Source organism: Bacillus sp. N12A5 (genome assembly GCF_026790125.1).
GTDB lineage: Bacteria > Bacillota > Bacilli > Bacillales > Bacillaceae > Bacillus.
Window position 1 is genome coordinate 268251 of record NZ_JALAMR010000003.1, and the last position, 22493, is coordinate 290743.

Annotated in this window: 27 protein-coding genes; all 27 read right to left on the reverse strand. The window is 41.9% G+C overall.

The genetic code is table 11. The features are described from left to right. Positions 1–32: 32 nt before the first annotated feature. The 27 genes from tsf to fliJ all read right to left on the reverse strand — a co-directional run bounded on the left by tsf (position 33) and on the right by fliJ (position 22492). Positions 33–914 (reverse strand): translation elongation factor Ts, encoded by an 882-nt coding sequence (gene tsf, locus MOC09_RS04560; protein ID WP_268369695.1) that lies wholly within the window; start codon positions 912–914, stop codon positions 33–35. A 100-nt stretch (positions 915–1014) separates the two neighbouring features. Next, complete coding sequence (gene rpsB, locus MOC09_RS04565; protein WP_003220918.1) at positions 1015–1755, reverse strand: 30S ribosomal protein S2; 741 nt, start codon at positions 1753–1755, stop codon at positions 1015–1017. Between the two features lie 143 nt (positions 1756–1898). After that, positions 1899–2402 (reverse strand): DUF6115 domain-containing protein, encoded by a 504-nt coding sequence (locus tag MOC09_RS04570; RefSeq protein WP_268362145.1) that lies wholly within the window; start codon positions 2400–2402, stop codon positions 1899–1901. Positions 2403–2431: 29 nt separating this feature from the next. Beyond that, positions 2432–3196: an RNA polymerase sigma-28 factor SigD gene (gene sigD, locus MOC09_RS04575; protein ID WP_268362143.1), complete on the reverse strand. Its 765-nt coding sequence runs from the start codon at positions 3194–3196 to the stop codon at positions 2432–2434. A 22-nt stretch (positions 3197–3218) separates the two neighbouring features. Further along, on the reverse strand, positions 3219–3719 hold the full coding sequence (gene cheD / locus MOC09_RS04580) for a chemoreceptor glutamine deamidase CheD (protein WP_268362140.1): 501 nt from the start codon (positions 3717–3719) through the stop codon (positions 3219–3221). Beyond that, the gene (cheC, locus tag MOC09_RS04585; protein ID WP_268369696.1) at positions 3716–4345 is read right to left on the reverse strand and encodes a CheY-P phosphatase CheC; all 630 of its coding nucleotides are present in this window, start codon (positions 4343–4345) and stop codon (positions 3716–3718) included. The genes cheD and cheC overlap by 4 nt, the downstream gene beginning before the upstream one ends. An 18-nt stretch (positions 4346–4363) precedes the next feature. Next, complete coding sequence (gene cheW, locus MOC09_RS04590) at positions 4364–4831, reverse strand: chemotaxis protein CheW (RefSeq protein WP_268369698.1); 468 nt, start codon at positions 4829–4831, stop codon at positions 4364–4366. Between the two features lie 21 nt (positions 4832–4852). Continuing rightward, the gene (gene cheA / locus MOC09_RS04595; protein ID WP_268369700.1) at positions 4853–6868 is read right to left on the reverse strand and encodes a chemotaxis protein CheA; all 2016 of its coding nucleotides are present in this window, start codon (positions 6866–6868) and stop codon (positions 4853–4855) included. Between the two features lie 5 nt (positions 6869–6873). Beyond that, positions 6874–7944, reverse strand: a complete 1071-nt coding sequence (gene cheB / locus MOC09_RS04600; protein ID WP_268369702.1) for a protein-glutamate O-methylesterase CheB — start codon at positions 7942–7944, stop codon at positions 6874–6876. 1 nt (position 7945) lies between these two features. Further along, positions 7946–8842: a flagellum location/number ATPase FlhG gene (gene flhG / locus MOC09_RS04605; protein WP_268369704.1), complete on the reverse strand. Its 897-nt coding sequence runs from the start codon at positions 8840–8842 to the stop codon at positions 7946–7948. Continuing rightward, positions 8833–9933, reverse strand: coding sequence for a flagellar biosynthesis protein FlhF (locus tag MOC09_RS04610; protein ID WP_268369706.1), 1101 nt, complete (start codon positions 9931–9933; stop codon positions 8833–8835). The genes flhG and MOC09_RS04610 overlap by 10 nt, the downstream gene beginning before the upstream one ends. Then, complete coding sequence (gene flhA, locus MOC09_RS04615) at positions 9933–11966, reverse strand: flagellar biosynthesis protein FlhA (RefSeq protein ID WP_268369707.1); 2034 nt, start codon at positions 11964–11966, stop codon at positions 9933–9935. The genes MOC09_RS04610 and flhA overlap by 1 nt, the downstream gene beginning before the upstream one ends. A 32-nt stretch (positions 11967–11998) precedes the next feature. Next, entirely contained in the window at positions 11999–13084 is a 1086-nt protein-coding gene (gene flhB / locus MOC09_RS04620) for a flagellar biosynthesis protein FlhB (RefSeq protein WP_268369709.1), read from the reverse strand. Next, entirely contained in the window at positions 13084–13863 is a 780-nt protein-coding gene (gene fliR / locus MOC09_RS04625; protein WP_268369711.1) for a flagellar biosynthetic protein FliR, read from the reverse strand. Before fliR ends, flhB begins: the two co-directional genes overlap by 1 nt. A gap of 7 nt (positions 13864–13870) precedes the next feature. Further along, on the reverse strand, positions 13871–14140 hold the full coding sequence (gene fliQ / locus MOC09_RS04630) for a flagellar biosynthesis protein FliQ (protein WP_014113798.1): 270 nt from the start codon (positions 14138–14140) through the stop codon (positions 13871–13873). Between the two features lie 14 nt (positions 14141–14154). Then, positions 14155–14820: a flagellar type III secretion system pore protein FliP gene (gene fliP, locus MOC09_RS04635; RefSeq protein ID WP_003245692.1), complete on the reverse strand. Its 666-nt coding sequence runs from the start codon at positions 14818–14820 to the stop codon at positions 14155–14157. After that, a complete protein-coding gene (gene fliZ, locus MOC09_RS04640; RefSeq protein WP_268360759.1) occupies positions 14813–15472 on the reverse strand; it encodes a flagella biosynthesis regulatory protein FliZ in 660 nt (219 codons plus the stop codon). The genes fliP and fliZ overlap by 8 nt, the downstream gene beginning before the upstream one ends. A 14-nt stretch (positions 15473–15486) precedes the next feature. Next, entirely contained in the window at positions 15487–15849 is a 363-nt protein-coding gene (gene cheY / locus MOC09_RS04645; RefSeq protein ID WP_003220882.1) for a chemotaxis protein CheY, read from the reverse strand. A 25-nt stretch (positions 15850–15874) separates the two neighbouring features. Further along, positions 15875–17017, reverse strand: coding sequence for a flagellar motor switch phosphatase FliY (gene fliY / locus MOC09_RS04650; protein ID WP_268369714.1), 1143 nt, complete (start codon positions 17015–17017; stop codon positions 15875–15877). Further along, positions 17007–18005 (reverse strand): flagellar motor switch protein FliM, encoded by a 999-nt coding sequence (gene fliM, locus MOC09_RS04655; RefSeq protein ID WP_003220879.1) that lies wholly within the window; start codon positions 18003–18005, stop codon positions 17007–17009. The genes fliY and fliM overlap by 11 nt, the downstream gene beginning before the upstream one ends. A 33-nt stretch (positions 18006–18038) precedes the next feature. Further along, positions 18039–18461, reverse strand: coding sequence for a flagellar basal body-associated protein FliL (gene fliL, locus MOC09_RS04660; RefSeq protein ID WP_019258401.1), 423 nt, complete (start codon positions 18459–18461; stop codon positions 18039–18041). Beyond that, entirely contained in the window at positions 18458–18673 is a 216-nt protein-coding gene (gene swrD / locus MOC09_RS04665; protein WP_268360757.1) for a swarming motility protein SwrD, read from the reverse strand. The genes fliL and swrD overlap by 4 nt, the downstream gene beginning before the upstream one ends. A gap of 39 nt (positions 18674–18712) precedes the next feature. Beyond that, positions 18713–19507, reverse strand: a complete 795-nt coding sequence (gene flgG / locus MOC09_RS04670; RefSeq protein ID WP_268360755.1) for a flagellar basal body rod protein FlgG — start codon at positions 19505–19507, stop codon at positions 18713–18715. A 20-nt stretch (positions 19508–19527) separates the two neighbouring features. Next, positions 19528–19950: a flagellar hook assembly protein FlgD gene (gene flgD / locus MOC09_RS04675; RefSeq protein WP_268360754.1), complete on the reverse strand. Its 423-nt coding sequence runs from the start codon at positions 19948–19950 to the stop codon at positions 19528–19530. Then, the gene (locus MOC09_RS04680; protein WP_268369716.1) at positions 19947–21410 is read right to left on the reverse strand and encodes a flagellar hook-length control protein FliK; all 1464 of its coding nucleotides are present in this window, start codon (positions 21408–21410) and stop codon (positions 19947–19949) included. Before MOC09_RS04680 ends, flgD begins: the two co-directional genes overlap by 4 nt. Positions 21411–21422: 12 nt before the next feature. Further along, entirely contained in the window at positions 21423–22037 is a 615-nt protein-coding gene (locus MOC09_RS04685; protein WP_268360752.1) for a MotE family protein, read from the reverse strand. A gap of 11 nt (positions 22038–22048) precedes the next feature. Continuing rightward, a complete protein-coding gene (fliJ, locus tag MOC09_RS04690) occupies positions 22049–22492 on the reverse strand; it encodes a flagellar export protein FliJ (protein ID WP_268360750.1) in 444 nt (147 codons plus the stop codon). Between the last annotated feature and the right edge of the window lies 1 nt (position 22493).

Below are 22493 nucleotides of genomic sequence, written 5' to 3' on the forward strand. Positions count from 1 at the left end.
AGACGCGACCTGGCCGCGAAATCTTTTCACCATTATTTTTTCACTTGGTTCATTACTTCTTCAGCAAAGTTTTCTTGACGTTTTTCGATACCTTCTCCAACTTCATAGCGGACAAAAGTTTGAACAGTTGCGTTTTTCGCTGCAACAACTTGTTTTACTTTTTCATCTGGGTTTTTAACGAAAGCTTGGTCTAAAAGGCAAATCTCTTCGAAGAATTTGTTCAGACGGCCTTCAACCATTTTCGCTACGATGTTTTCAGGTTTGCCTTCTTGAAGGGCTTGCTGAGTTAAGATTTGACGCTCGTGGTTTGTTTCTTCTTCAGATACTTGATCACGAGAAATGTAACGAGGGTTAACCGCAGCAACGTGCATTGCGATATCTTTCGCAGTTTCTTCGTCAGTTGTACCGTTAAGAACAGTTAATACGCCGATGCGGCCGCCCATGTGGAGATAAGCACCGAATGCAGAGCTGTCGTCTTTTGTAAGAACTGTAAAGCGGCGAAGAGTGATTTTCTCACCAATTTTAGCAACTGCACTTGTGATGTATTCTTCAACAGTAGAACCGTTTTCCATTTTTTGACCCATCGCTTCTTCAACATCTGCAGGAGCATTTGCAAGAAGGTGGTCAGCTAACGTGTTAAGAAGCTCTTTGAAGCCTTCGTTTTTCGCAACGAAGTCAGTTTCAGAGTTTACTTCCAGGATAACACCTTTGTTGCCGTCAGTTTTAATAAGAGTAGAACCTTCTGCTGCGATACGGTCAGCTTTTTTCGCTGCTTTCGCAATCCCTTTTTCTCTTAAAAGGTCAATTGCTTTGTCCATATCTCCGCCAGTTTCAGTTAACGCTTTTTTACAATCCATCATGCCCGCGCCAGTTTTTTCACGCAGTTCTTTTACTTGCTGTGCAGTAATTGCCATTTGTATTCCTCCTTATATGTTAAAACAAGAGTATGTATATTACACATTTTCTTGAAAAAAGGTGATAAAAGGCAGTCCCTCTTATCACCTTTTGAATAGGTTACGCAGTTGTTGTTTCTGTTTCTGGTGCAGTTTCTTCAGCAACTTCCGCTTCTTCTTCGCCTTGCTTCGCTTCTAAGATTGCATCTGCCATTTTAGAAGTTAGAAGTTTAACAGCGCGGATAGCGTCATCGTTCGCTGGGATTACAACATCGATTTCATCTGGATCACAGTTAGTATCTACGATACCGATGATAGGAATGTTTAATTTGCGAGCTTCCGCAACAGCGATGCGCTCTTTGCGAGGATCGATGATGAATAATGCATCAGGAAGATCCTTCATATCTTTAATTCCGCCTAGGAATTTTTCAAGACGCTCTAATTCTTTTTTCAATTGAACGACTTCTTTTTTAGGAAGTACATCAAACGTACCGTTTTCTTGCATTTTTTCAATGTCTTTAAGACGTTTAATACGTTTTTGAATTGTTTCAAAGTTTGTTAATGTACCGCCCAACCAGCGTTGGTTGACATAGTACATGCCAGAGCGTTGAGCTTCTTCTTTAACAGAATCTTGAGCTTGTTTTTTTGTTCCGACGAAAAGGATTTTTCCGCCTTCAGCAGCAAGATTTTTAGTGAAGTTGTAAGCTTCCTCTACTTTTTTAACTGTTTTTTGAAGGTCGATGATGTAGATTCCGTTACGCTCCGTGAAAATGTAACGCTTCATTTTTGGGTTCCAACGGCGTGTTTGGTGACCGAAGTGAACACCAGCTTCAAGCAATTGCTTCATAGAAATGACTGACATGTTATTTCCTCCTAATATAATGGTTTTTTTCCTCCGCTTAGGTCATTTTTGTGCAGAACTGCCGCCTGCAGCACCCTCTGCATAAATCGTTAAGCGTGTGTATTTAACACCAAGACATAATATAACACAGCTTTATCCGACAATCAAGAATCCTTTACACCTTTGGAGCGAAATTTTAAAAATAGCTCGATTTCTGTCTTTCCGCTCTTCAGCTTTTGAGCTATCTGACTGGCCGAATATCCCTGCTCATATAATTCTATGACCTGGTCTTCAAATGATGGTACATCACTGTTTACGCTCTCTTCCTGACGCTCAACCTCAGTAATCAGATCTTCAATGTGTTCTGGAAGATGCTCTTCTTCCTGAACTGCATCCTGCTCTGAATCGTTTTCAAAGTGCTGAAAGTCTGGCTTTTGGGTCCCTTCTTTTGCTTGCCTTGTAGGGGGACCGGTGTTTTCTATCAGTTTCTCATTTTCTTCTTTTAATTCAAGAAGAAATGCCGCCAGGGTGTTCTCTGTCTCTTCAAGTATCTTCTTTTGCTGTTTTTCTGTTTCTTTCACAGCCGCGAGCCTTGTATACAGAATAATGACAGCGTACAGAAGAACGCCGTGGAGCGTAAAGCTTAAAAGCCATAATAGTGTTGACATGTTTTTCACTCGCTAACCATGAAATTCATTTATTGAATTACTTTTTCCAGCAGATTTCTTAATTTAAATAGTGCCTTTGAATGGATTTGTGATATGCGGGACGTAGAAAGATTTAATACTTGTCCGATTTCTGTCAATGTCAATTCCTCTTTGTAGAACAAGCTGACCACCAGCTGTTCTTTTTCAGAGAGTTCGTGAATTTTTTCGGCAAGCTGTGCAATCAATTCATCCTTCATAATCTTTTCTTCAGGCGGGACATTTTTGTCATCTCTGATCATGACCTGAATGTTTTCACCGTCATCTTGATCATGGAGCTTTTCATCAATTGACAGCAGATTTGCAAAAAAACCTTCATTCATTGTTGACACGACATCCTGTACCGTCATTCCGAGTTCCTCTGCGATTTCTGCGGGCGATACATTCCGAAGATAGCGCTGTTCAAGCTTTTCAATTGCTGCTTCAACCTTCTTTGTTTTTTCACGTGAGGTTCTGGGCAGCCAATCTTCTTTACGAAGCCCGTCTATGATTGCGCCGCGAATTCTAAACGAGGCGTAGGTATCAAATTTTAAGTCCCGGCTGGGGTCAAATTTTTCAAGGGCATCATATAAACCAAGCATACCAAGGCTCATAAGATCGTCTTTATGCACGGATTTCGGCAGCCCGACAGAAATTCTGCCTACATGATATGTAACAAGCGGCATGTAACGGCGCATTAAATCGTCACCGGCTTTAGGATCTTTCCACTCTTTCCAGCGCGTCCAAAGCACCTGATCTTCATAATTCAAGGATTGCATTGTTATCCCCCTAATACCTTAATTAAATCGTTTTTTCACCTTGTTTAACAGTTCGAATATGCAGCATGCAGGACTTCGGTTCAAATTCTATCGTCCGGCCGCTTGAGCCGCCCGTATCTTCACTAACAATAGGAATATTATATAAAGACAGCTGTTCCTTTATCGCTAATACATTTCTCGGTCCGATCTTCATCAAATCATTTGTCGATTTAAATTTAAACATCTCTGATCCGCCGGCAAGCTTTGCTTTTAAAGCAAATTTCCGGCATCCTGCTTCTACCAGCATATCAATCGTGGTCTTCACGGCGGTGTCAGCATACTTAGCCCGATTGAGTTCGGCAGTTTTCGATAATGTTGAATCAGGCAGCATAACATGAACAAGCCCCGCCGTTTGCTTATCTTTATCATAAAGCACCAGTCCGACACAGGAGCCCAAACCAGAGGTCCGGATGGTGTCCGGGAAGCGGGCGATTTTTACGTCAGCTATTCCAACCTTTACAACAACAGCCTCAGTTGTACTCATAATGATGCACCCAAGGCGACAAAGAGCTTTTCAAATGAATCATAGTCCGGCAGCATAAACATATGCGCTTTCAGCTCCTGCTGATGGCTTTGGTCAAAAATTGACGTATCCACAACAATAGCGTGTTCTCCAACCTGGCTGAGCTCCATCAGCCCTTCGCTGATCACAGCTCCGAACATATCTAATGAAACTTCAGGAACACTGGGATAAAGCTGGAGTTTCGTCAAATCCGCCAATGCCGTTAAATATGATCCTGCTAAAATATTGCCCAGTTCATGCAAAGCGGATGAGCTCATATGATCTTCGCCTAAGTCCTCTATATCAAAATCGGGGTTTCCAATCAGCTCTCTGATAAACTGCTCCGCCTGATAAAAAGGCATTATAAAGAACATCGAGCCCGTTAAGTCGCCTTCCATTCTTAAAAAGATGCTTGCAACCGGCATCTCGGCGCCGCCGAAAAAATCGACAAGCTCATCGAAAGATAACAGCTTTGCAAACGGGACTTCCATATCTATCTTTCTATTTAACAGCTGGGCCATTGCAGAGGCGGAGTGGCCGGCGCCAATATTGCCGACTTCCCGCAAAATGTCCATCTGCTCTTCTTTGATTCCATTAAAAATACTCATGTCATAACCCCTTTAAGATTAAGCTTGATCGGGCACAGCGGACTGAGATTCTTTATCCAAAACCGCGTTCGCATCAATAATATTTAAGAGCCTGTTCTCTTGTTTCACAATCTGTTCGATCGACACATCCGTATCTTTCTGGATGCTTTCTGGAGCGGATTCGATTTCACTTTCGTGTACGGTAATCACATCATTCGCTTCATCTACTATCCAGCCGATTTCAGTATCACGATAAGCAATAATGATAATTCGTGTTTCATCGGTAATTTCATACTCTGGCAAATTCAGGCGCTTTCGTAAATCAATAACCGGAGTCACTACCCCGCGCAAATTGATTACCCCGCAAATATAGGGTTCGACGCCAGGCACTCTCGTTGGCTTTTGCCATTTTTCAATTGATTTCACCTGAGTGACGGAAATGGCATATTCTTTTCCATTTACCATAAAGACAATCATTTTTTCGCCTGTTTTAATTTCTGCAGTCATGTGAGACACCTCCTCGAATGGTTAAATAATCAATGCATTACAATCAATAATGAGCGCTACTTCTCCGTCTCCTAAAATAGTAGCTCCGGAAATTGCAAAGACGTTTGTTAAATAATCTCCGAGTGATTTCAGCACAACTTCCTGCTGGCCAATAAAGGAGTCCACCACAAATGCAGTAGGTTTATCGCCTTTTTTCACGATAATGATATGGAGCTGTTCGGCATCTTGTTTTGTATCCTCTATTTTAAATTCATCTTTTAAATAAACGACAGGGACAATATGCCCTCTAAAGTCAATCACTTCACGGTCATGCGTTTGCAAAATGTCTTTTCTGTCAATAACTGCCGTTTCGATAATAGAAGAAATCGGAATGGCAAATGTCTCTTCTTCCAATTTGATCAGCAGAACTGAAATTATGGACAAGGTGAGCGGAAGCTGGATACTGAATAGTGAACCTTGGCCTTCTGCAGATTTTACACTGACTGAACCGCCCAGAGATTCCAGTTTATTTTTCACAACGTCAAGTCCGACACCGCGGCCGGAAATATCAGAAATTTGATCAGCAGTTGAGAACCCTGGAGCAAAGATTAACTCGTAAATTTCATTGTCTCCTAAGGTTTCAGCTTCTTTTTCCGTAATGACCCCGCGTTCAAGCGCTTTTTCAAGGATTTTTTTGCGATTAAGGCCTGCACCGTCATCCTCGACTTCGATAAAGACATGGTTGCCGCTGTGGTACGCTTTAAGCACAACTTTACCTGATTCCGGTTTCCCCTTTTCCAACCGTGTTTCCGGTGACTCGATGCCATGATCAATACTGTTTCTGATCAAGTGAACGAGAGGATCTCCGATTTCATCAATCACTGTTCGATCCAATTCAGTTTCCGCACCGATGATCGAGAGTTCGATTTTTTTATTCAGCTCTTTTTGAAGCTGGCGAATCATTCTTGGGAAACGGTTAAAAACGGTTTCGACAGGAACCATTCTCATATTAAGAATAATTGATTGCAAATCTCCGGAAATTCTCGTCATTCGTTCAACCGTTTCGGTCAGTTCATTGTGCTCAAGCTCTTTTGCAATCTGCTCGAGACGCCCTCGGTCAATGACAAGCTCTTCAAATAAGTTCATTAAAGAATCAAGTCTGTCAATGTTGACACGAATTGTTTTAGATCCGCCGGCTGTATGCTTCGCCTGTTCATCGTTTTTAGCAGGCTGTTTTTGTTTCTCCTGCTTCGCAGGTACAGCTGCTGGTGAATCCTCCGGCTTAGATTCTTCCGGCTTTTCAGCTGATGTTAAAGGAGCCCCTTGAATGATTTCAACATGCTCAATTTCTGACACGCCATTGATTAATTGCTCAATTTCTTCCGCTGATTGATGTGTTAAGAAACAAACTTGAAATTCAGTACCGAAATCTTCTGTTTCAAGCACTTCCGCACTTGGAATTGTTTTGGCTACTTCTCCGACTTCATTAAGTTTTTCAAACACCATATAGACACGAACTGCTTTTAACATACAGTTTTCATTAAGAGAAATCTTGATTTCATAACGTTTGAAACCTTGCTCCTCCGCTTCTTGTATGACAGTCCGTTCAAATTCGTCATATTCCCAATCAGATGCTGAACTCTGTGCTTCTGCAGGTTCCGCCGAGGCAGCCATTTCAGTGTGCGCACCATTTACATCAAGCTTTGCGCTTACCTCTGAGATATCTCTTTTACCATCCCCGCCGTCAATAATAGACTGAACCATCGCTTCCAGATGATCCAAGGCTTCAAACAAAATATCCAGCCAGTCTGAGGTGACTGCCATGTCTCCGTTTCGGATTGCATCCAGCACGTTTTCAAGCAGATGGGTTAGATGTGCTAAATCTGTGTAGCCCATCGTTGCGCTCATTCCTTTTAATGTATGGGCAGCCCTGAATATATCATGTACGAGCTGAAGATCAGTCGGGTCTTTCTCTAAAAGGAGAAGCTTTTCATTACATGTTTGTAAATGTTCTTTACTCTCATCAATAAAGACATCTAAATACTGATTCATATCCATTTGAATCACACCCTCTCTTTTTTCACACAGCTTGTGATGGATGCTGCGATATCTTCCACATGTTTAATCTCATGAATGAGGCCCGCTTTAACAGCTGCTTTCGGCATCCCATATACGACACAAGATTCTTCAGACTCCGCAATGGCTTTCACATTGCCGGCCATAAGCATGTCCTTTAAGCCAGCAGTGCCGTCACTGCCCATTCCGGTCATGATAACAGCCACTTTTTCATAGTCTGCCAGTTTACCGACAGAACGGAATAAATAATCAGCTGATGGTTTATGACGGCTCGGCGTATCGAGATTATCAAGCACGATCTGAAGTCCTCCGCTGCTTTTGATAACGGATATGTTTTTACCGCCCGGCGCTATGTAGACACAGCCATTAAGAGCTGCTTCACCATCTTTTGCTTCTTTTACTTGAATGTCGGATAAATGATTGAGCCGCTCAGCCAAAGAAGCAGTAAAGCCTTCGGGCATGTGCTGAACAACAACCACTGGCGCGTTCAAATCCTTAGGAAGCTTCGGTATCACCTTTTGTAACGCCCTTGGGCCGCCTGTCGACGTGCCGATGCATACAATTTGTCTGCCCGTGGTGTTTTTCGGTTTGCTTAATTCAGGCTTCACAGGCCGCACGATAGGCTCAGGCCGGACCGCCTGTGACACTGGATGTTTCCGCTGGCCGGAAAGTCCAGCAGCGACGACACGCTCAACCAATTGTTCTTTAATTTTGTACAAATCCAGAGATATAGAGCCTGATGGCTTTGTAATGAAATCAAAGGCACCGATCTCTAAACAATTAATTGTGCACTCTTTTCCTTTTTCGGTCTGGCTTGACACCATGATGACCGGCAAGTTATAAATCTCAATAATTTTGCGCAGTGTGTCTGTCCCATTCATGACCGGCATTTCAACATCAAGAGTAACAACATCCGGCTTTAGTAATTCAATCTTCTTAAGCGCTTCTTCTCCGTTTCTCGCAGTTCCGATTACTTCTATCTGCTTTTCCTCGGTTAGAAAATCACTTATCATTTTTCTCATAAAAGCTGAATCATCAACTACAAGCACACGAATCAAATTAAGCCCTCCTCATTAAAAAAGAAGATAATTTCTCTATAAATGTCTGTTTGTCTTCTTTGTGTCTTGTTTCTTCTCTTTCAAACAAGGCGTCCGCTAAAAGACGGACTGACCGGCTGGCTTTTGCCTGAGGACTTTTTATGAAAAAAGGAACCTGTTCGACAACTGCTTTGCTCACGATCGGATCGTCAGAAACGGAACCAGCAAACTGAACCTGAACATCCAAAAACATATGAATTGTACGGGAAAGGCGGGTAAAAGCGTTCAGCCCTTCTTTTTGATCACGGCACCGGTTGACAGCGACCTTCATTGAAAGCTTATTTTCTGTCAACACCAAATGCTTGACAGCGCTGTATGCGTCCATGATAGCAGTAGGTTCGGGAGTTGTGATGACCAAAATATCTTCTGCCGATAAAATAAAAGGCAACTGATCTTTTGATAATCCCGCTCCCATGTCAAACAGTACATAATCGAACTGGCTTAGCGCATGAGAAAGCTCATTGGCGAATAACGTCCATTGTCTCTGATCCAGCTGAAACATTACATCCAGACCGGTTCCTCCTGATATATACCGCAAACCTTTTGGTCCAGCGGATAATGACTGCATTAACGGTTTACGATCGGTCAATACATCGATAATTGTGGCTGACGACGAATTTCCCATTAATATATCAATGTTCCCCATCCCGATATCAAGATCGATGAGCAGTACCTTCTTACCTTTGTCCTGCAGTGCAAGGGCCATATTTAAGGTAATATTGGATTTTCCAACACCGCCCTTGCCGCTGATGACAGCAAGTGTCTTCGCTTTTTGTGAATAAACCATTGGCAGAACGCGCTGACGCTTTTCCATTTTCGCCCGTAAAGTTGCTGCTTGGTCAAATCTGTTCATCTGCAAAGCATCCTTACAAAATCAAGAGGGGATACAGTCTGAATATCCTCAGGCACATTCTGGCCGTTTGTTATAAACCCGGCACCTATTTTTGATTCTGCCAGTATATTAAATACAGAACCTAGGGAAGCAGTTTCATCTATTTTTGTAAAAATAAACTGATTGACAGGGACGGATGAAAACCGTTTGACAATATGCTTCATATCTTCATATTTTGCAGTAGCGGATAAAACGAGAAATGACTGAATGCTGCCCTCAAAAGGAATCGTTTCTTTCAATTCATCAATGTATTGCTGCTCCTTGAAGTTTCTTCCGGCTGTATCAATAAACACATGATCATACTCAGAAAATAACTCTTTCGCCTGCTGGAATTCTTCTTTTGTATAGCAAACTTCCAGAGGAGCCTGCAGCAGTTCGGCGTATGTTTTCAACTGTTCAACAGCTGCAATCCGATACGTATCTGTTGTAATGAAAGCGATTTTCTTCTGTTTTTCAAGCATAGATATGGCTGCGAGCTTAGCCAGCGTTGTTGTTTTACCTGCCCCCGTTGAACCAAACAGAACGATATACTTTGAATGAATAGGCTCCTGCCACTTATCCGCTGAAGGCAGTGTACCGCATAGTATATCCTCAAGTTTGCCGACCACGTTTTCTTCCGTCAGACCGCCCGCTTCCACAGAGCAGCGCAGTAAATTCTTCAAAGCGCTCGTCTTCGTTGACTCTTTAATCCCCGTTTTTTGTAATAGCTTTTCTGCTTTTCGCAGCGGCTCAGGAAGTACAGATTGATAAGCTGAAAAATCACCCGGCTCATGTTGCGCCGGAAATTGAGGGGGATATGTCCGCTCCTCTATTTTCGGACTGCTGACCGGAGTTTTTAATGTTTGTTTCGGCTCAGCTGTATTCTGGGAGGCTCTTTTCTCAAGAAAGTCTTGATCCAATACGGCTATTACTTCAACAGCAGGCTTGTTGATGAGCCCAAACCATTTTCGCTTATTAATTTTTTTCGAATTTAAGATGACCGCTTCATTACCTAACTCTTTTCTGATGAGAAGTGCCGCTTCTTGCATTGAAGCAGCAGTAATTTTTTTTATTTTCATTAAAAATCCACCACTCCAATGCTTTGTACCTCAACATTCGCCTCAAGTTCGTTATAGGAGAGTACCGGAAGATCAGGGAAATATCGTTCCAGAAGCTGCTTCACATACATTCTGACAGGCGGCGAGCAAAGAAGTATCGCAGTTTCCTGACGTAATGAGAGCTGTTCGGCTTCTTTAGCGACAGAGCGCACAATACTTTCTGAAATATCTGGTTCAAGCGACAAGTAATTCCCGTGTTCCGTTTGCTGTACACCGTCTGCTATCGCCTTTTCTACACGGCCCGAACAAGTAACAACCTTCAACACTTCATTTTCTTTGGCAAACTGGGCTGTAATTTGTTTAGCCAGCGCTTGTCTTGTATACTCTGTTAAAAGATCAGAGTCTGTTGTCAGTTTTCCATAATCAGCAAGCGTTTCAAAGATCGTTACTAAATTTCGGATTGAAACCTTTTCTCTTAAAAGCTTAGCCAGCACCTTCTGAATATCACCGACAGACAATGGATTTGGCGTAACCTCTTCCACGAGGACCGGGTACGTTTCTTTTAAATGGTCGATCAGCTGTTTCGTCTCCTGTCTTCCGATCAATTCATGGGCATGCTGCTTAATTTTCTCCGTAATATGGGTTGAAACAACTGAAGCAGGATCGACAACTGTATAGCCAAGCATGTCAGCTTCATCCTTTACCGATTCGCTAATCCATTTTGCCGGCAATCCGAATGACGGCTCCACTGTTTCAATCCCTTCAATGAGATCGTCTTCAGGCGTTGGCGACATTGCTAAATAATGATCAAGCAGCAGCTCGCCTTTTGCTACTTCGTTTCCTTTAATTTTTAATCGGTATTCATTAGGCTGCAGCGCTATATTGTCTCTGATGCGCACAACAGGAATGACAAGCCCGAGTTCCAGGGCTAACTGACGGCGAATCATCACAATTCGGTCTAATAAATCACCGCCCTGATTGGCATCAGCAAGCGGTATCAGACCATACCCAAACTCAAATTCTATCGGATCTATGTGGAGAAGCTGAACAACACTTTCAGGGCTTTTTAGCTCATCAACCTCAGCCTCTTCCTCGAGAATCTCGTCCACTTCTTCTTTTTCCTTGCCTGGTTTAGATAGCGTATAAGCGCCGAAAGCAAGCAGCCCTGCAAGCGGTCCCGTCAGAAAGATGCCAATCGGAGTGAAGATACCAAGAAGCAGAATCGTAGCTGCGGCGACGTATAAAAGCTTTGGATAAGCAAATAGCTGGCCTGTAATGTCATGCCCTAAGTTTCCTTCAGAGGCAGCTCTTGTTACGACAATCCCCGTAGCTGTAGAAATTAACAGCGCCGGAATTTGCGAAACAATTCCATCGCCCACAGTCAGCATCGTAAAGTGCGAAGCGGCCTCTTGAATGGACATGCCTTGCTGAAGCATTCCAATCACGATACCGAATATTATATTGATCAGCACGATAATGATTCCGGCAATCGCGTCGCCTTTTACAAATTTACTGGCACCGTCCATTGCTCCATAAAAGTCTGCTTCTCTTGCCACTTTTTCGCGGCGGTGCTTCGCTTCCTGTTCGGTAATCATCCCTGCGTTTAAATCAGCATCAATACTCATTTGCTTCCCAGGCATTGCGTCCAGCGTAAACCTTGCTGCCACTTCGGAAACACGTTCAGCACCTTTCGTAATGACGATAAACTGAATAATAATCAGGATGATAAATACGACAAGTCCAACTAATACATTTCCGCCGACAACGAAATTTCCGAAAGTCTCGACGACTTTTCCTCCTTCACCATGTGAAAGAATCGAACGGGTAGTTGAGACGTTCAAGCCCAAACGAAATAGGGTTAAAAGCAGCAACAGTGACGGAAAAATCGAAAACTGAAGCGCTTCCTGCATATTCATTGTGGTGAGAAGCACGATCAACGCAAGAGAAATATTTATAATGATTAAAATACTTAACAGCCATGGAGGAAATGGAATCACCAGCATCGCCACAATGAGGACCACACTTATTAAAACGGATAAATCTCTTGTTGACATGCTGTTTTTTCTCTCCTTTCAAATCGAAAAATTCAATATACTTTTTGTTTTGTCTTATATACGTAGGCCAGAATTTCTGCCAAGACTTTAAAAAATTCTTCCGGCACTGCCTGGTCGATTTCCACCTGATCATATAACGCACGGGCAAGCGGTCTGTTTTCTACCATCATGACATCATGCTCTTTAGCAATTTTCCTGATTTTTAACGCCAGGTGGTCAACACCTTTTGCAACAATATAAGGAGCGTCCATTTTTTCTTCATCATATTTCAGGGCAATCGCATAGTGAGTCGGGTTTGTGATAATGACATCTGCTTTTGGAACTTCCTGCATCATCCGCCTCATCGCCATTTCCCGCTGTCTTTGCTTAATTTTAGACTTGATAATCGGGTCACCTTCAGATTTTTTGTACTCATCTTTTATATCTTGTTTTGACATTTTGATATTTTTCTCATAGTCAAATCGCTGATATAAATAATCGAGTCCTGCAAGAATCAACAAAGCTCCTGCACCGCTCAGTCCCATCCACAGGGTGAGTTTTGAAACAAAAGAAAGTGTCTCTTCGGGTGTCAGAAGCGGGAGCCGGAGAATTTCTCCGTAATGCAGCCAAAGCACAGCGAATGCCGCAAAACCGACAACTGCAATTTTCAATATGGATTTAATCAGCTCTACAATCGCCCTCATACTGTATATTCGTTTAAAGCCTTTGATCGGGTCCAATTTTTCAAGCTTAGGCTGTATGACTTCAGCAGAAAACAAGAACCCAACCTGCATATAGTTGCTTACGACCCCTGCAACAAGAGCGACAAGCAAAATCGGTGCTAGGATCATGCCCGTATCTTTCAATAAACTGATAAACAGTGTATGGACATTTGATTCAGAGAGCTTCATTGTGAGCGAATCGGTATAAAATGTTTCTATAAATGACAGAAGCTTATCTCTCATATACGGGCCAATCGCAATAAGCGAAAGGAAAACTACTAGTAAAGAAACCGCAGTATTGACATCCGAGCTTTTTGCTACCTGCCCTTTTTTTCGTGTATCCTTTCGTTTTTTCGGAGTGGCTTTTTCAGTCTTTTCTCCCGCAAAAAACTGCAGGTCAATTCTAAGCTGCTTCATTAAGAAACACCGACCAATGCTAAAAGATTCCGCATTGTTTCAATCGTTAAACTGAAGACATTCCGAACAACGACGAAGATAACGGACATACACACAATGAGCATGATGAAACTGACAGCGATCTTTAAAGGCAGACCGACCACAAATACGTTTAATTGCGGAACAGTTCGAGCCACGATGCCTAATGCTAAGTCAACAAGAAACAAACTGGCCACCACCGGAGCTGACATTTGAAAAGCGATAATAAACATTGCATTAAAGCTTTTCGCTATAAAATAAGCAAACTTTTCATCGCCGAAATTCGGAAACGCCTGATCAACTGAAATGTATTGAAAGCTGTAGTAAATGCCGTCCAGCAGCAAATGGTGGGCATTGACACTCAGCATAAACAAAAGTGCCATCGTATAAATAAACTGCCCGATCAGCGGACTTTGTGCACCGGTTTGCGGATCGATAACGTTCGCAATTGAAAATCCCATTTGAAAATCTATAAAAGAGCCGGCAATCTGAACTGCGGCAATCATCATATAAGCGATTAAGCCTAGACAAAGACCAACCAAAGCTTCTTTACACACCAGGAGCATATATTGCCCATCTATCTCCAAAGAGGGAGGCTTATCAATGGTGCTGAAACAAATGACCGCGAGAAAAAAAGCAAATCCAATACGATGAACAGCTGGCACATTCCGGTGTCCGAAAAGCGGAATCGTTACAAAAAAAGCAGAGATTCTAATAAAAACCAATAAAAAAGCAGGAAATAAATCAATAATCGAATTCATCTCTACATTACCCTGCAAAACGGTTTAAATTAGAAAACAGCTCTGTTGTAAATGAAAGAATGGTCGATAGCATCCATGGTCCAAAAAAAATCAGGGCCAGAAGAACCGCCACGATTTTCGGAATAAACGCCAAAGTCTGTTCCTGTATTTGAGTTGTCGCCTGAAAGATGCTGACGATTAAACCGACCAGTAAAGCAATAGCCAGCAATGGCGCGCTGATCATCAGTGTTACGTATACGGCTTTTTCCGCCATAGAAATTACAAATTCTGAACTCACGTTTAGCACCTACCCTAAAAGCTCTGAAGCAAAGATTTCACAATTAAATACCAGCCGTCTACTAAAACAAAAAGTAATATTTTAAAGGGCAGAGAAATCATAACTGGAGGGAGCATCATCATTCCCATTGACATTAAAACGCTCGCCACTACCATATCTATAATTAAAAATGGAATAAAAATCATAAAACCTATTTGAAACGCTGTTTTGAGCTCCGATATGGCAAAAGCGGGAACCATTGTTGTGAGCGGAATATCCTTTAATGATTCGGGTTTATCCATTTTCGCGTAATTCATAAACAGCGCCAAATCCTTCTGCCTTGTGTGTTTACTCATAAATTCCTTAATCGGTTCCTCAGCTTTTGTATACGCTTCGTCCAAGCTGATTTTGTTGTCCATCAATGGCGTCAGCGCTTCTTTATTAATCTCTGAAAAAGTAGGAGCCATAATAAAAAACGTTAAAAACAGCGCCAGCCCGATAAGAACCTGGTTTGGCGGCATAGACTGCGTCGCCAGTGAAGTCCTGACAAATGACAGTACAATGACGATGCGAGTAAAACAAGTCATAAGAATCAATATTCCAGGCGCCACTGAAAATACAGTTAACAATAATAGTAATTTAACAGTTGAACTTACGTTTTCCGGATCGCTTGAACTGAAAATATTTATAAACTCATTCATGATGACGTGGGCCTTTCTTCTTTCCTTCAGAACGGTTTTGTTTTAACTCTTCAAGCTGCTCTTTCAATGCTTTTGAAAATGAAGGCAGTTTCTGCTGCGGCTGATTCTCAGATCCCTTCAGCGGCTTCACAAGCTTTTGCCACTCTATTTTGCTTGACATCGCCTCTTCATGCTGGCTGAGAATGACTTCAATCTCTTTTTCATCCTCAATTTCTTTCAGCAGCTGGATTGTTTCCCCTACGCCGACGACGAGCACGCTGTTTCCGACTTTGACCAATTGGATTGACCTGTTTTGTCCGACCGATGTGCCGCCAATATTTTCAACATATTGAAAAGGCTTGAGGAGCCGATTTCTTTTGTTCATCAGCTTAACCAGCGCGTAAATCAGCACGATAACAAACAGTAAAGCGAAAATCATCTTCACAAAATCAAAAGCTGAAACAGAAGGAGCAGCCGCTCCCTCCGTCTCATCAGCAGTTTGTGTTGTTTTTTCTTCCTTTTGCTCTGACTTATCTGCATTTTTTTCATCTTTTTTTTGAAACCATTCGTTTACAGTTGAATTATCAGAGTCTGCCGCGTCAGCAGCAATCGGATGTACACTGAATAAAACGAAAAAACAAATAAAAGCAATGAAATATTGACTCTTTTTCAACAGTCGTACACCCTTTAACTTAATGTTTTGTTAATTGCTTCAAGCACCCGGTCTGCCTGGAAAGGTTTTACGATGAAATCCTTAGCACCGGCCTGAATGGCATCGATAACCATCGATTGCTGTCCCATAGCTGAGCACATAATGATTCTTGCCTGTGCATCAATTTGTTTAATTTCTTTTAATGCAGAAATACCATCCATTTCCGGCATCGTGATATCCATCGTAACAAGATCAGGAGAATGCTCTTTATATTTTTCTACTGCTTGTGCTCCATTTTCAGCTTCCGCTACTACTTCAAAACCGTTTTTCACCAAAATGTCTTTAATCATCATTCGCATAAATGCTGCGTCATCTACAATTAAAATTCTGTGTGCCATAATCTATCTCTCTCCTTGTGTTTCGTTATTTTAAATTATTAATGCGCTCTGCCTGGCTTAAAATGTCAGTGACTCGTACTCCGAAGTTTTCTTCAATCACTACGACTTCACCTTTGGCAACGATACGCTGATTAACTAAAATATCTACCGGCTCACCGGCTAATTTATCAAGCTCAATAATACTTCCGGCAGAAAGCTCCAAAATCTCTTTTACGCTTCTCTTCGTTCTGCCAAGCTCAACAGTAATCGAAAGCGGGATATCCAAAAGCATATCCAGATTGTTAATAGGAGCTTGCGAAGCCTCGTTTGGATCAAAAGCGGAAAATTCAACCGGTGAAACCTGAACTGGTGCTGCTTTTTTCGCTGTTCCCTGCCTTTTCGGCGGCTGTTGTGGTTGCTGTTGCTGCGGTTCAATGCGCGGCTCTGGCGTCACAGGCTCCTTCGGCTGTTCATATGTAACATTAGGCAGCGGCGTTGTGTCTTCCTCTGCACTTCCTGAGTTCATAAGGCTTGAAATTAAATCCTTTGCAAATGTCAGTGGGTAAAGCTGCATAATGCTGGAATCTATTAATTCTCCCACCTTTAAGTTAAAAGAAACTTTCACCAGCATTTCATCATCAGGAATACGGTCTGTTCCCTTTTCTTCAGTGACATCGAGCAGTTCAACCCGAGGCGGTGAAATATCAATTTTTTTACTGAATACAGTAGACATTGATGTGGCTGCAGATCCCATCATTTGGTTCATTGCTTCTTGAACCGCACTTAAATGGATTTCACCCAGTGAAGGGTCCGCGCCTTTTCCGTCTCCACCGATCATTAAGTCAGCAATGATCGCCGCGTCATTTTGTTCCACGACCAGCAGATTGCTGCCGCTGAAGCCCTCCGTATAATTCACTTCAATCGCTACATACGGTTCAGGAAACGCATCGCTGATTTTACTTCTAGGAATGACAGTTACGCTTGGAGTCGTAATATCGACTTTTTGATTTAAAAGTGTTGATAGTGCTGTCGCAGAACTGCCGAATGAAATATTTCCAATTTCACCGATCGCATCACGCTCCATTTCCGATAAGTCATGTACTTCCGGAACCTCTGGCTCATCCAGCGTGCTGCCAGTGCCATTAAGAAGCGCGTCAATCTCATCTTGAGATAATCTATTATTCTCCATCTTGTTCACCTCTTATGTCGTGATCTAAAATTTGCACTGCCTGTTTTCGATTCACCCGGCCGGCTTGTCCTAAAAATTTCGGCTTATCTCCGACCAATACAGTAAGAGGATCCGTGACTGATTTGTCCAAAGTTATGCAGTCTCCGACTTCTAAACTTAAAAACTCTTCTATTGTCAGTTCAGATGTGCCGAGCTCGGCCACGACAGGTATTTGTGCTGTCATGATACGTTTTTCAAGCGACTTTGTTTCCTCAGGCTTTGGCTCATTTCTATCTGATTGCATCCAATAGTGGACTGAAAGCTTCGGTATGAGCGGCTCGAGGACGATATGCGGAATACAGAGATTAATGACACCGCTGATTTCACCGATTTGGGTATTGAGTGAGATGACCACGACTGTTTCATTAGGGGATACCATCTGAACGAATTGCGGGTTCACTTCAAACTCAGTCATTTCCGGTTCAATATCAGCAATTGACTGCCAAGCTTCTTTATAATTCCCCAGTGCATTTTCAAATAAATTAGAAATGATTTTTGTTTCAATTTCTGTCAAGCTGTCCACCTTATTATGACTGATGCCAATACCGCCCATGACGCGATCCATCATCGTATAAGCAATCGTCGGGTTAACCTCCATCATAATTCTGCCTTCCATCGGATGGACATCAAACAGATTCAAAATCGTCATGTTCGGGATGGATCTGATAAATTCCTCATACGGGACCTGGTCAACAGAACTGACAGATATGTGAATATAGGTTCTGAGCTGAGCAGAAAAGTGAGTAGTAAGAAGTCTTGCAAAATTGTCATGAATTCTCGTTAAACTGCGGATCTGATCCTTAGAAAAACGCAGCGCACGTTTGAAATCATAGACCTTTACTTTCTTCTCCTTTTCTTCTTTTTTCAGCTCTTCAGCATCCATTTCACCAGTTGATATTGCAGAAAGCAGTGCATCTATTTCATTTTGGGAGAGAACTTCTCCTGACATTTTCCTCACCTCCGTATTCTGTCAAATTATGCTTTATTGCAGATTAAAGGAGGTAATATACACTTTTTCTACTTTTCCTTCTTGGAGGTAGCTATTTATTTTATCTTTTAGTTCCTTCTTAAAGGTTTCTTTTCCCTTGTCTCCCTCAATCTCATCAGCATTCGTATCTGCCAGCAGTGATATTACTGCATCCTTCACTTGGAAGTCACGTTTCTCAAGCTCTTCTTTTGATTTATCAGAATCAGTTTCAAGTTTAATAGCAAGACGGATAATATTATCAGACTTTAAATTTGTTGTGATCTCTTCTACATCAACAGAAGATGCAACGATTTCATCAATACTTTTTTTCGCTTCACTTTTTTCGGACTTACCGCCTAGAACAAAATAAGCCGCAGCACCGAGAGCACCAATTATGATAAGAATAATTAGTAAAATGATCATTAATTTTTTCTTCATTCCGGTTCCTCTATTCCTTGATCCATTGAAAATATTTGTATGTTTCGGTAGAAAGATGCGATCCTTTCCAGAACAGCTTCTTCATCTTCTTTTACTACAAACTTCTTACCATTTGACAGAGTGATTGTAGTATCCGGAAAGCATTCAATCTGTTCAATAAATAGCGCATTCAGTGTAAAGGGCTGCCCATTCAAACGGGTTACTTTAATCATAAAACAGCGGAGAAGCGATTACTCGCCTCCCCTCCCTCCTTAACGTTTAAGGTTAACCAGCTCTTGAAGGATTTCATCAGATGTTGTAATAATTTTCGAGTTTGATTGGAATCCGCGCTGGGCAACGATCATTTCAGTAAATTCGTCAGTTAAATCAACGTTAGACATTTCGAGAAACCCTGATTTAAGGGAACCTGTACCCCCATCACCAGGCTGGTTAGCTGCACTCGCCGTTCCAGAGTTTAAAGATTCTCGATACAAGTTATTTCCGATTTTATCCAAACCGTCACTGTTTGCAAATGTAACAATCCCGATTTGCCCGCCGTCTTGAGTCTTACCGCCTGCATCAACGATTGATACCTTTCCATCAGAACCAATGCTGAAGCTTTGTGCATCAGTAGGAATTTGAATTGTGCCCCCAGTCATATTTAACACATGGTAGCCATCACCGGTAACCAGTGTTCCGGTATTATCTAAATAGAAGTTTCCTGCTCTTGTATAAGCCGTTCCGTCGCCTGTATCAATTCTAAAGTAACCGTCTCCGTCAATCGCTAAATCAAGTGTTCTTCCTGTGTTTTGTGTCGCACTTGTTGAATGAATTGTATCAATTGTGCCAGAAGATGAACCTAAACCGATTTGCTTAGAGTTCGTACCTCCAATTGCCCCTCCAGCCGCAGAACCGCCGGCAATCGTTTGGCTTACCATATCTTTAAAGGTAACACGGCTCTTTTTGAAACCAACTGTATTCACATTGGCAATGTTGTTACCAATAACGTCAAGCTTTGTTTGAAAGTTTTTCATACCGCTGATTCCAGAATAAAGTGAACGTAACATAATGTATTCCTCCAGATTTTTTATTTAGAAGATTGTTCTACAGACAACACATGCGACGGACTGATTTCAGTACCATCACTTAGAACGAGATAATATTTTCCTTTTGACTGCTTTACTGAGCTTACCGTGCCTGTTTTTTCTGTTGCACCTCCGTCAGCAGTCCAAGAAACTTCTTTGCCCATCCAGTCTAGGTATGTGGTAAACGGATCTTGTTTTTCGACGAATTGAGTCATTGTAGTGTTCAGATTCATCATTTGCTCCAGACTCGAAAAAGTCGCCATCTGACTGATAAATTCTTTATCATCAACCGGGTTGAGCGGATCTTGGTTTTGGACTTGGGTCATTAATATTTTTAAAAACTCATCTTTCCCCAAGCTGCTGTTGTTAGTCGACACAGTGTTCGTTTTTTCAGGCAGTTTATATTCTGAACTTATAGAAGTCATTCTTCTTCCTCCATTTCAACCATCGACACTTCATCGAGCAGATCGTCAAAATCAGTTGATTGTTTTTTCTGTCTTTGCTGTTTCTGCCCCTCTTGCTGCTGTTTCTGTTCATCTGAGAGCTGGCCGTATATCGGCTGATCTGCGCTCTGAACCGGGAGAGTAAAACGGTCAATTTGGACAGCCATATTCGGCAATGATTGCTTGAGCTGAGGAAGATGCTGTTCAAGCAGTTCTTTTGCTGATTGGCTAGATGCAATAATTTTACTCTGGAACATCCCATTTTCATTTGTCAGCTTGATCGTGACAAATCCTAAATGTTCGGGGTTCAGCCGAATGGTGAAACTTCCCGTCGATCTGCCGAAAGGCGTATATTTCATCTGCTTCCACGCATTGATCACTTGATCAGCCACCGTTTTGGTTTCTGCGGTCGGTAAATCTGATGAGAGCTGATGCAGATCAAATGTTTGAACTCCTCCAATGCCCCGATACCCTGAAAAGAGCATGTGGAGCCCTGATTTACTATCTACAGGCTGAATACTTCCTGATACATCCAAAGCACGTTTGCTGGATGAACTTTGCGGGAGCGGTGCGAGGACACGCTTTCCAAAGTCTTGCGATGATTCGGATGATTTCGTTAACAAGAAAGCTTTCAGCTGACTTTCTGCTACATTCCATTCTTTAGTCCCTTTTTGAGGAAGCATAGACATTTGTTCCATTAAGCTTTGAAAGCTTTTCAGCTCTGACGCTGTCATCGAGTAAAGTTTTGAGCTCGATTCATCTTTAGTGAATATTTGCTGTTTAAGATCCTGAATAAGCTGCTGAGATACGCCTTTTTTTTCAAGAGAAGAAAGAAATTGATCTCCATTCTGATAAACAACATGAGCTTCATTGCCATTCCCGCGTTCAGCCAGCTTATTCCCTTCCAGCAGCTGACTAATGAACACCTGGAGAACGATAAGTTCTTTCTTGCCCTCAGATCCTTCATTCTCTTGATTTGATTGCTCTGTATCAGACTTCAGTTCTCCATTAGTGTCAGCAGCAGAATCATTGGCAGCCAGGGCTGTTTTACCTTCTGAAATGATTTTCCCCGCTTCTGAAAGTAATTCATCCGTCCCGCCGGACATTTTTAGTTCAACTGTCTGCAACAAGTTCTCCAGCATTTGCTGAGCAGTTGTATCCAACTGCATTCCTGTTAGTTTGCTTAATGTTTGCAGAAGTTCAGCGTGTTGTTTGTCCTGATCCTCGGGACTTGCTTTTAGCCAATCACTGATCTTTTTAAGCGAATCTGCCAAAAGCTGGTCGCTGGAATTAGGAGTTCCCTTTCCTTCTTCTGAGATTTCCTTCAATCCAGCCTCAGACATCAGCCAGTTTTGAAAAACTCCCTGGTTATTTTTCAGGCTTTTAGCCGCAGGTCCCGCTGTGGTTTGCAGCAAAGGTCCCGCCAATTCAAGCAGCTTCACCTTTAATTCCCCCTATTCTTGGCTGGCAGCAATTTTTTCTGTATAGGTTGCCGCTTGCTCAGGAGTCATTTTCGCCAATATGTCAGCAAGCTGCTTTTTGCTTAGACCATTCAATATTTTCAGCGCTTCTTGCTCCTTTAATTGGGTAATAATTTTAGCAGCCTTTCCGCTGTCCATGCTTTTATAAACACTAATCACTTTGTCATCCTTAGAAGATGAATTCGAACCTGATGTTCCTTCATTATTATTTTCTGACGACTTTTTTTGATCTTCCGCCGTCTTTTCCAGTGAGCGGATCTTTTGGTTGAGCCTGTCGATTTCAGATTTACTCGTCTCTAAATCTTTATTCAATATACTGATTTCACTTTTTTGATTCTTAATCGTCTTTTCGAGAGCTGCTGTATTACTGCTATCCTTACTTGATGCTGTGTCTTTAGTATTTTCGGCTTCAGGAACCAATTCTTTAAGAACCGGCGTTTTTGCCGCAGCTTCCTGTATCGGCTTTAAGACATTGACACCAGCAGCCCAAAGAACAATCCCCCCTGCGATGAAAAGAAACATCAGCGGGAGGATAACGATAAGCAAAACCGAACGGAACTTACCTGATTCTTTCTTTTTGCCGGACATTACATTCGCTCCTAATGGCCTTGAATCATAAACTGCTTGATCGAAATATCGTCCATTTCTTTCATCTCTGCAGCTTTGTCTTCAAGAGCAAACATTTTAAACTGTTTTTCACGCATTTTTTCAAACTTTTTCACTTCTATATTTTTCTCTGTTAAAATTTCTTGTTTTTGATTCATTTGATTTCTTTTCATCATGACAAGTTTTTGATAGTGATAAATCGTATTATCAAGGTTTGAGACAAATTGCTGGTAATGCCTCATTTCCTGTACACTCATGCCGCTTTTTAATTTCTTTTCCTTATTTTGTTCAAGCAATTCCTTCTTGCTCATATTCTCATATAATTTTTCAGCAACATTTTCAAATTCAGAAACTGATTGCTGATACTCTGATAAGGATTGATCTTTCTCATTTTCTTTTAGTTCCAGCAGCTTTTGGAATCTAAATTGATAGGCCACG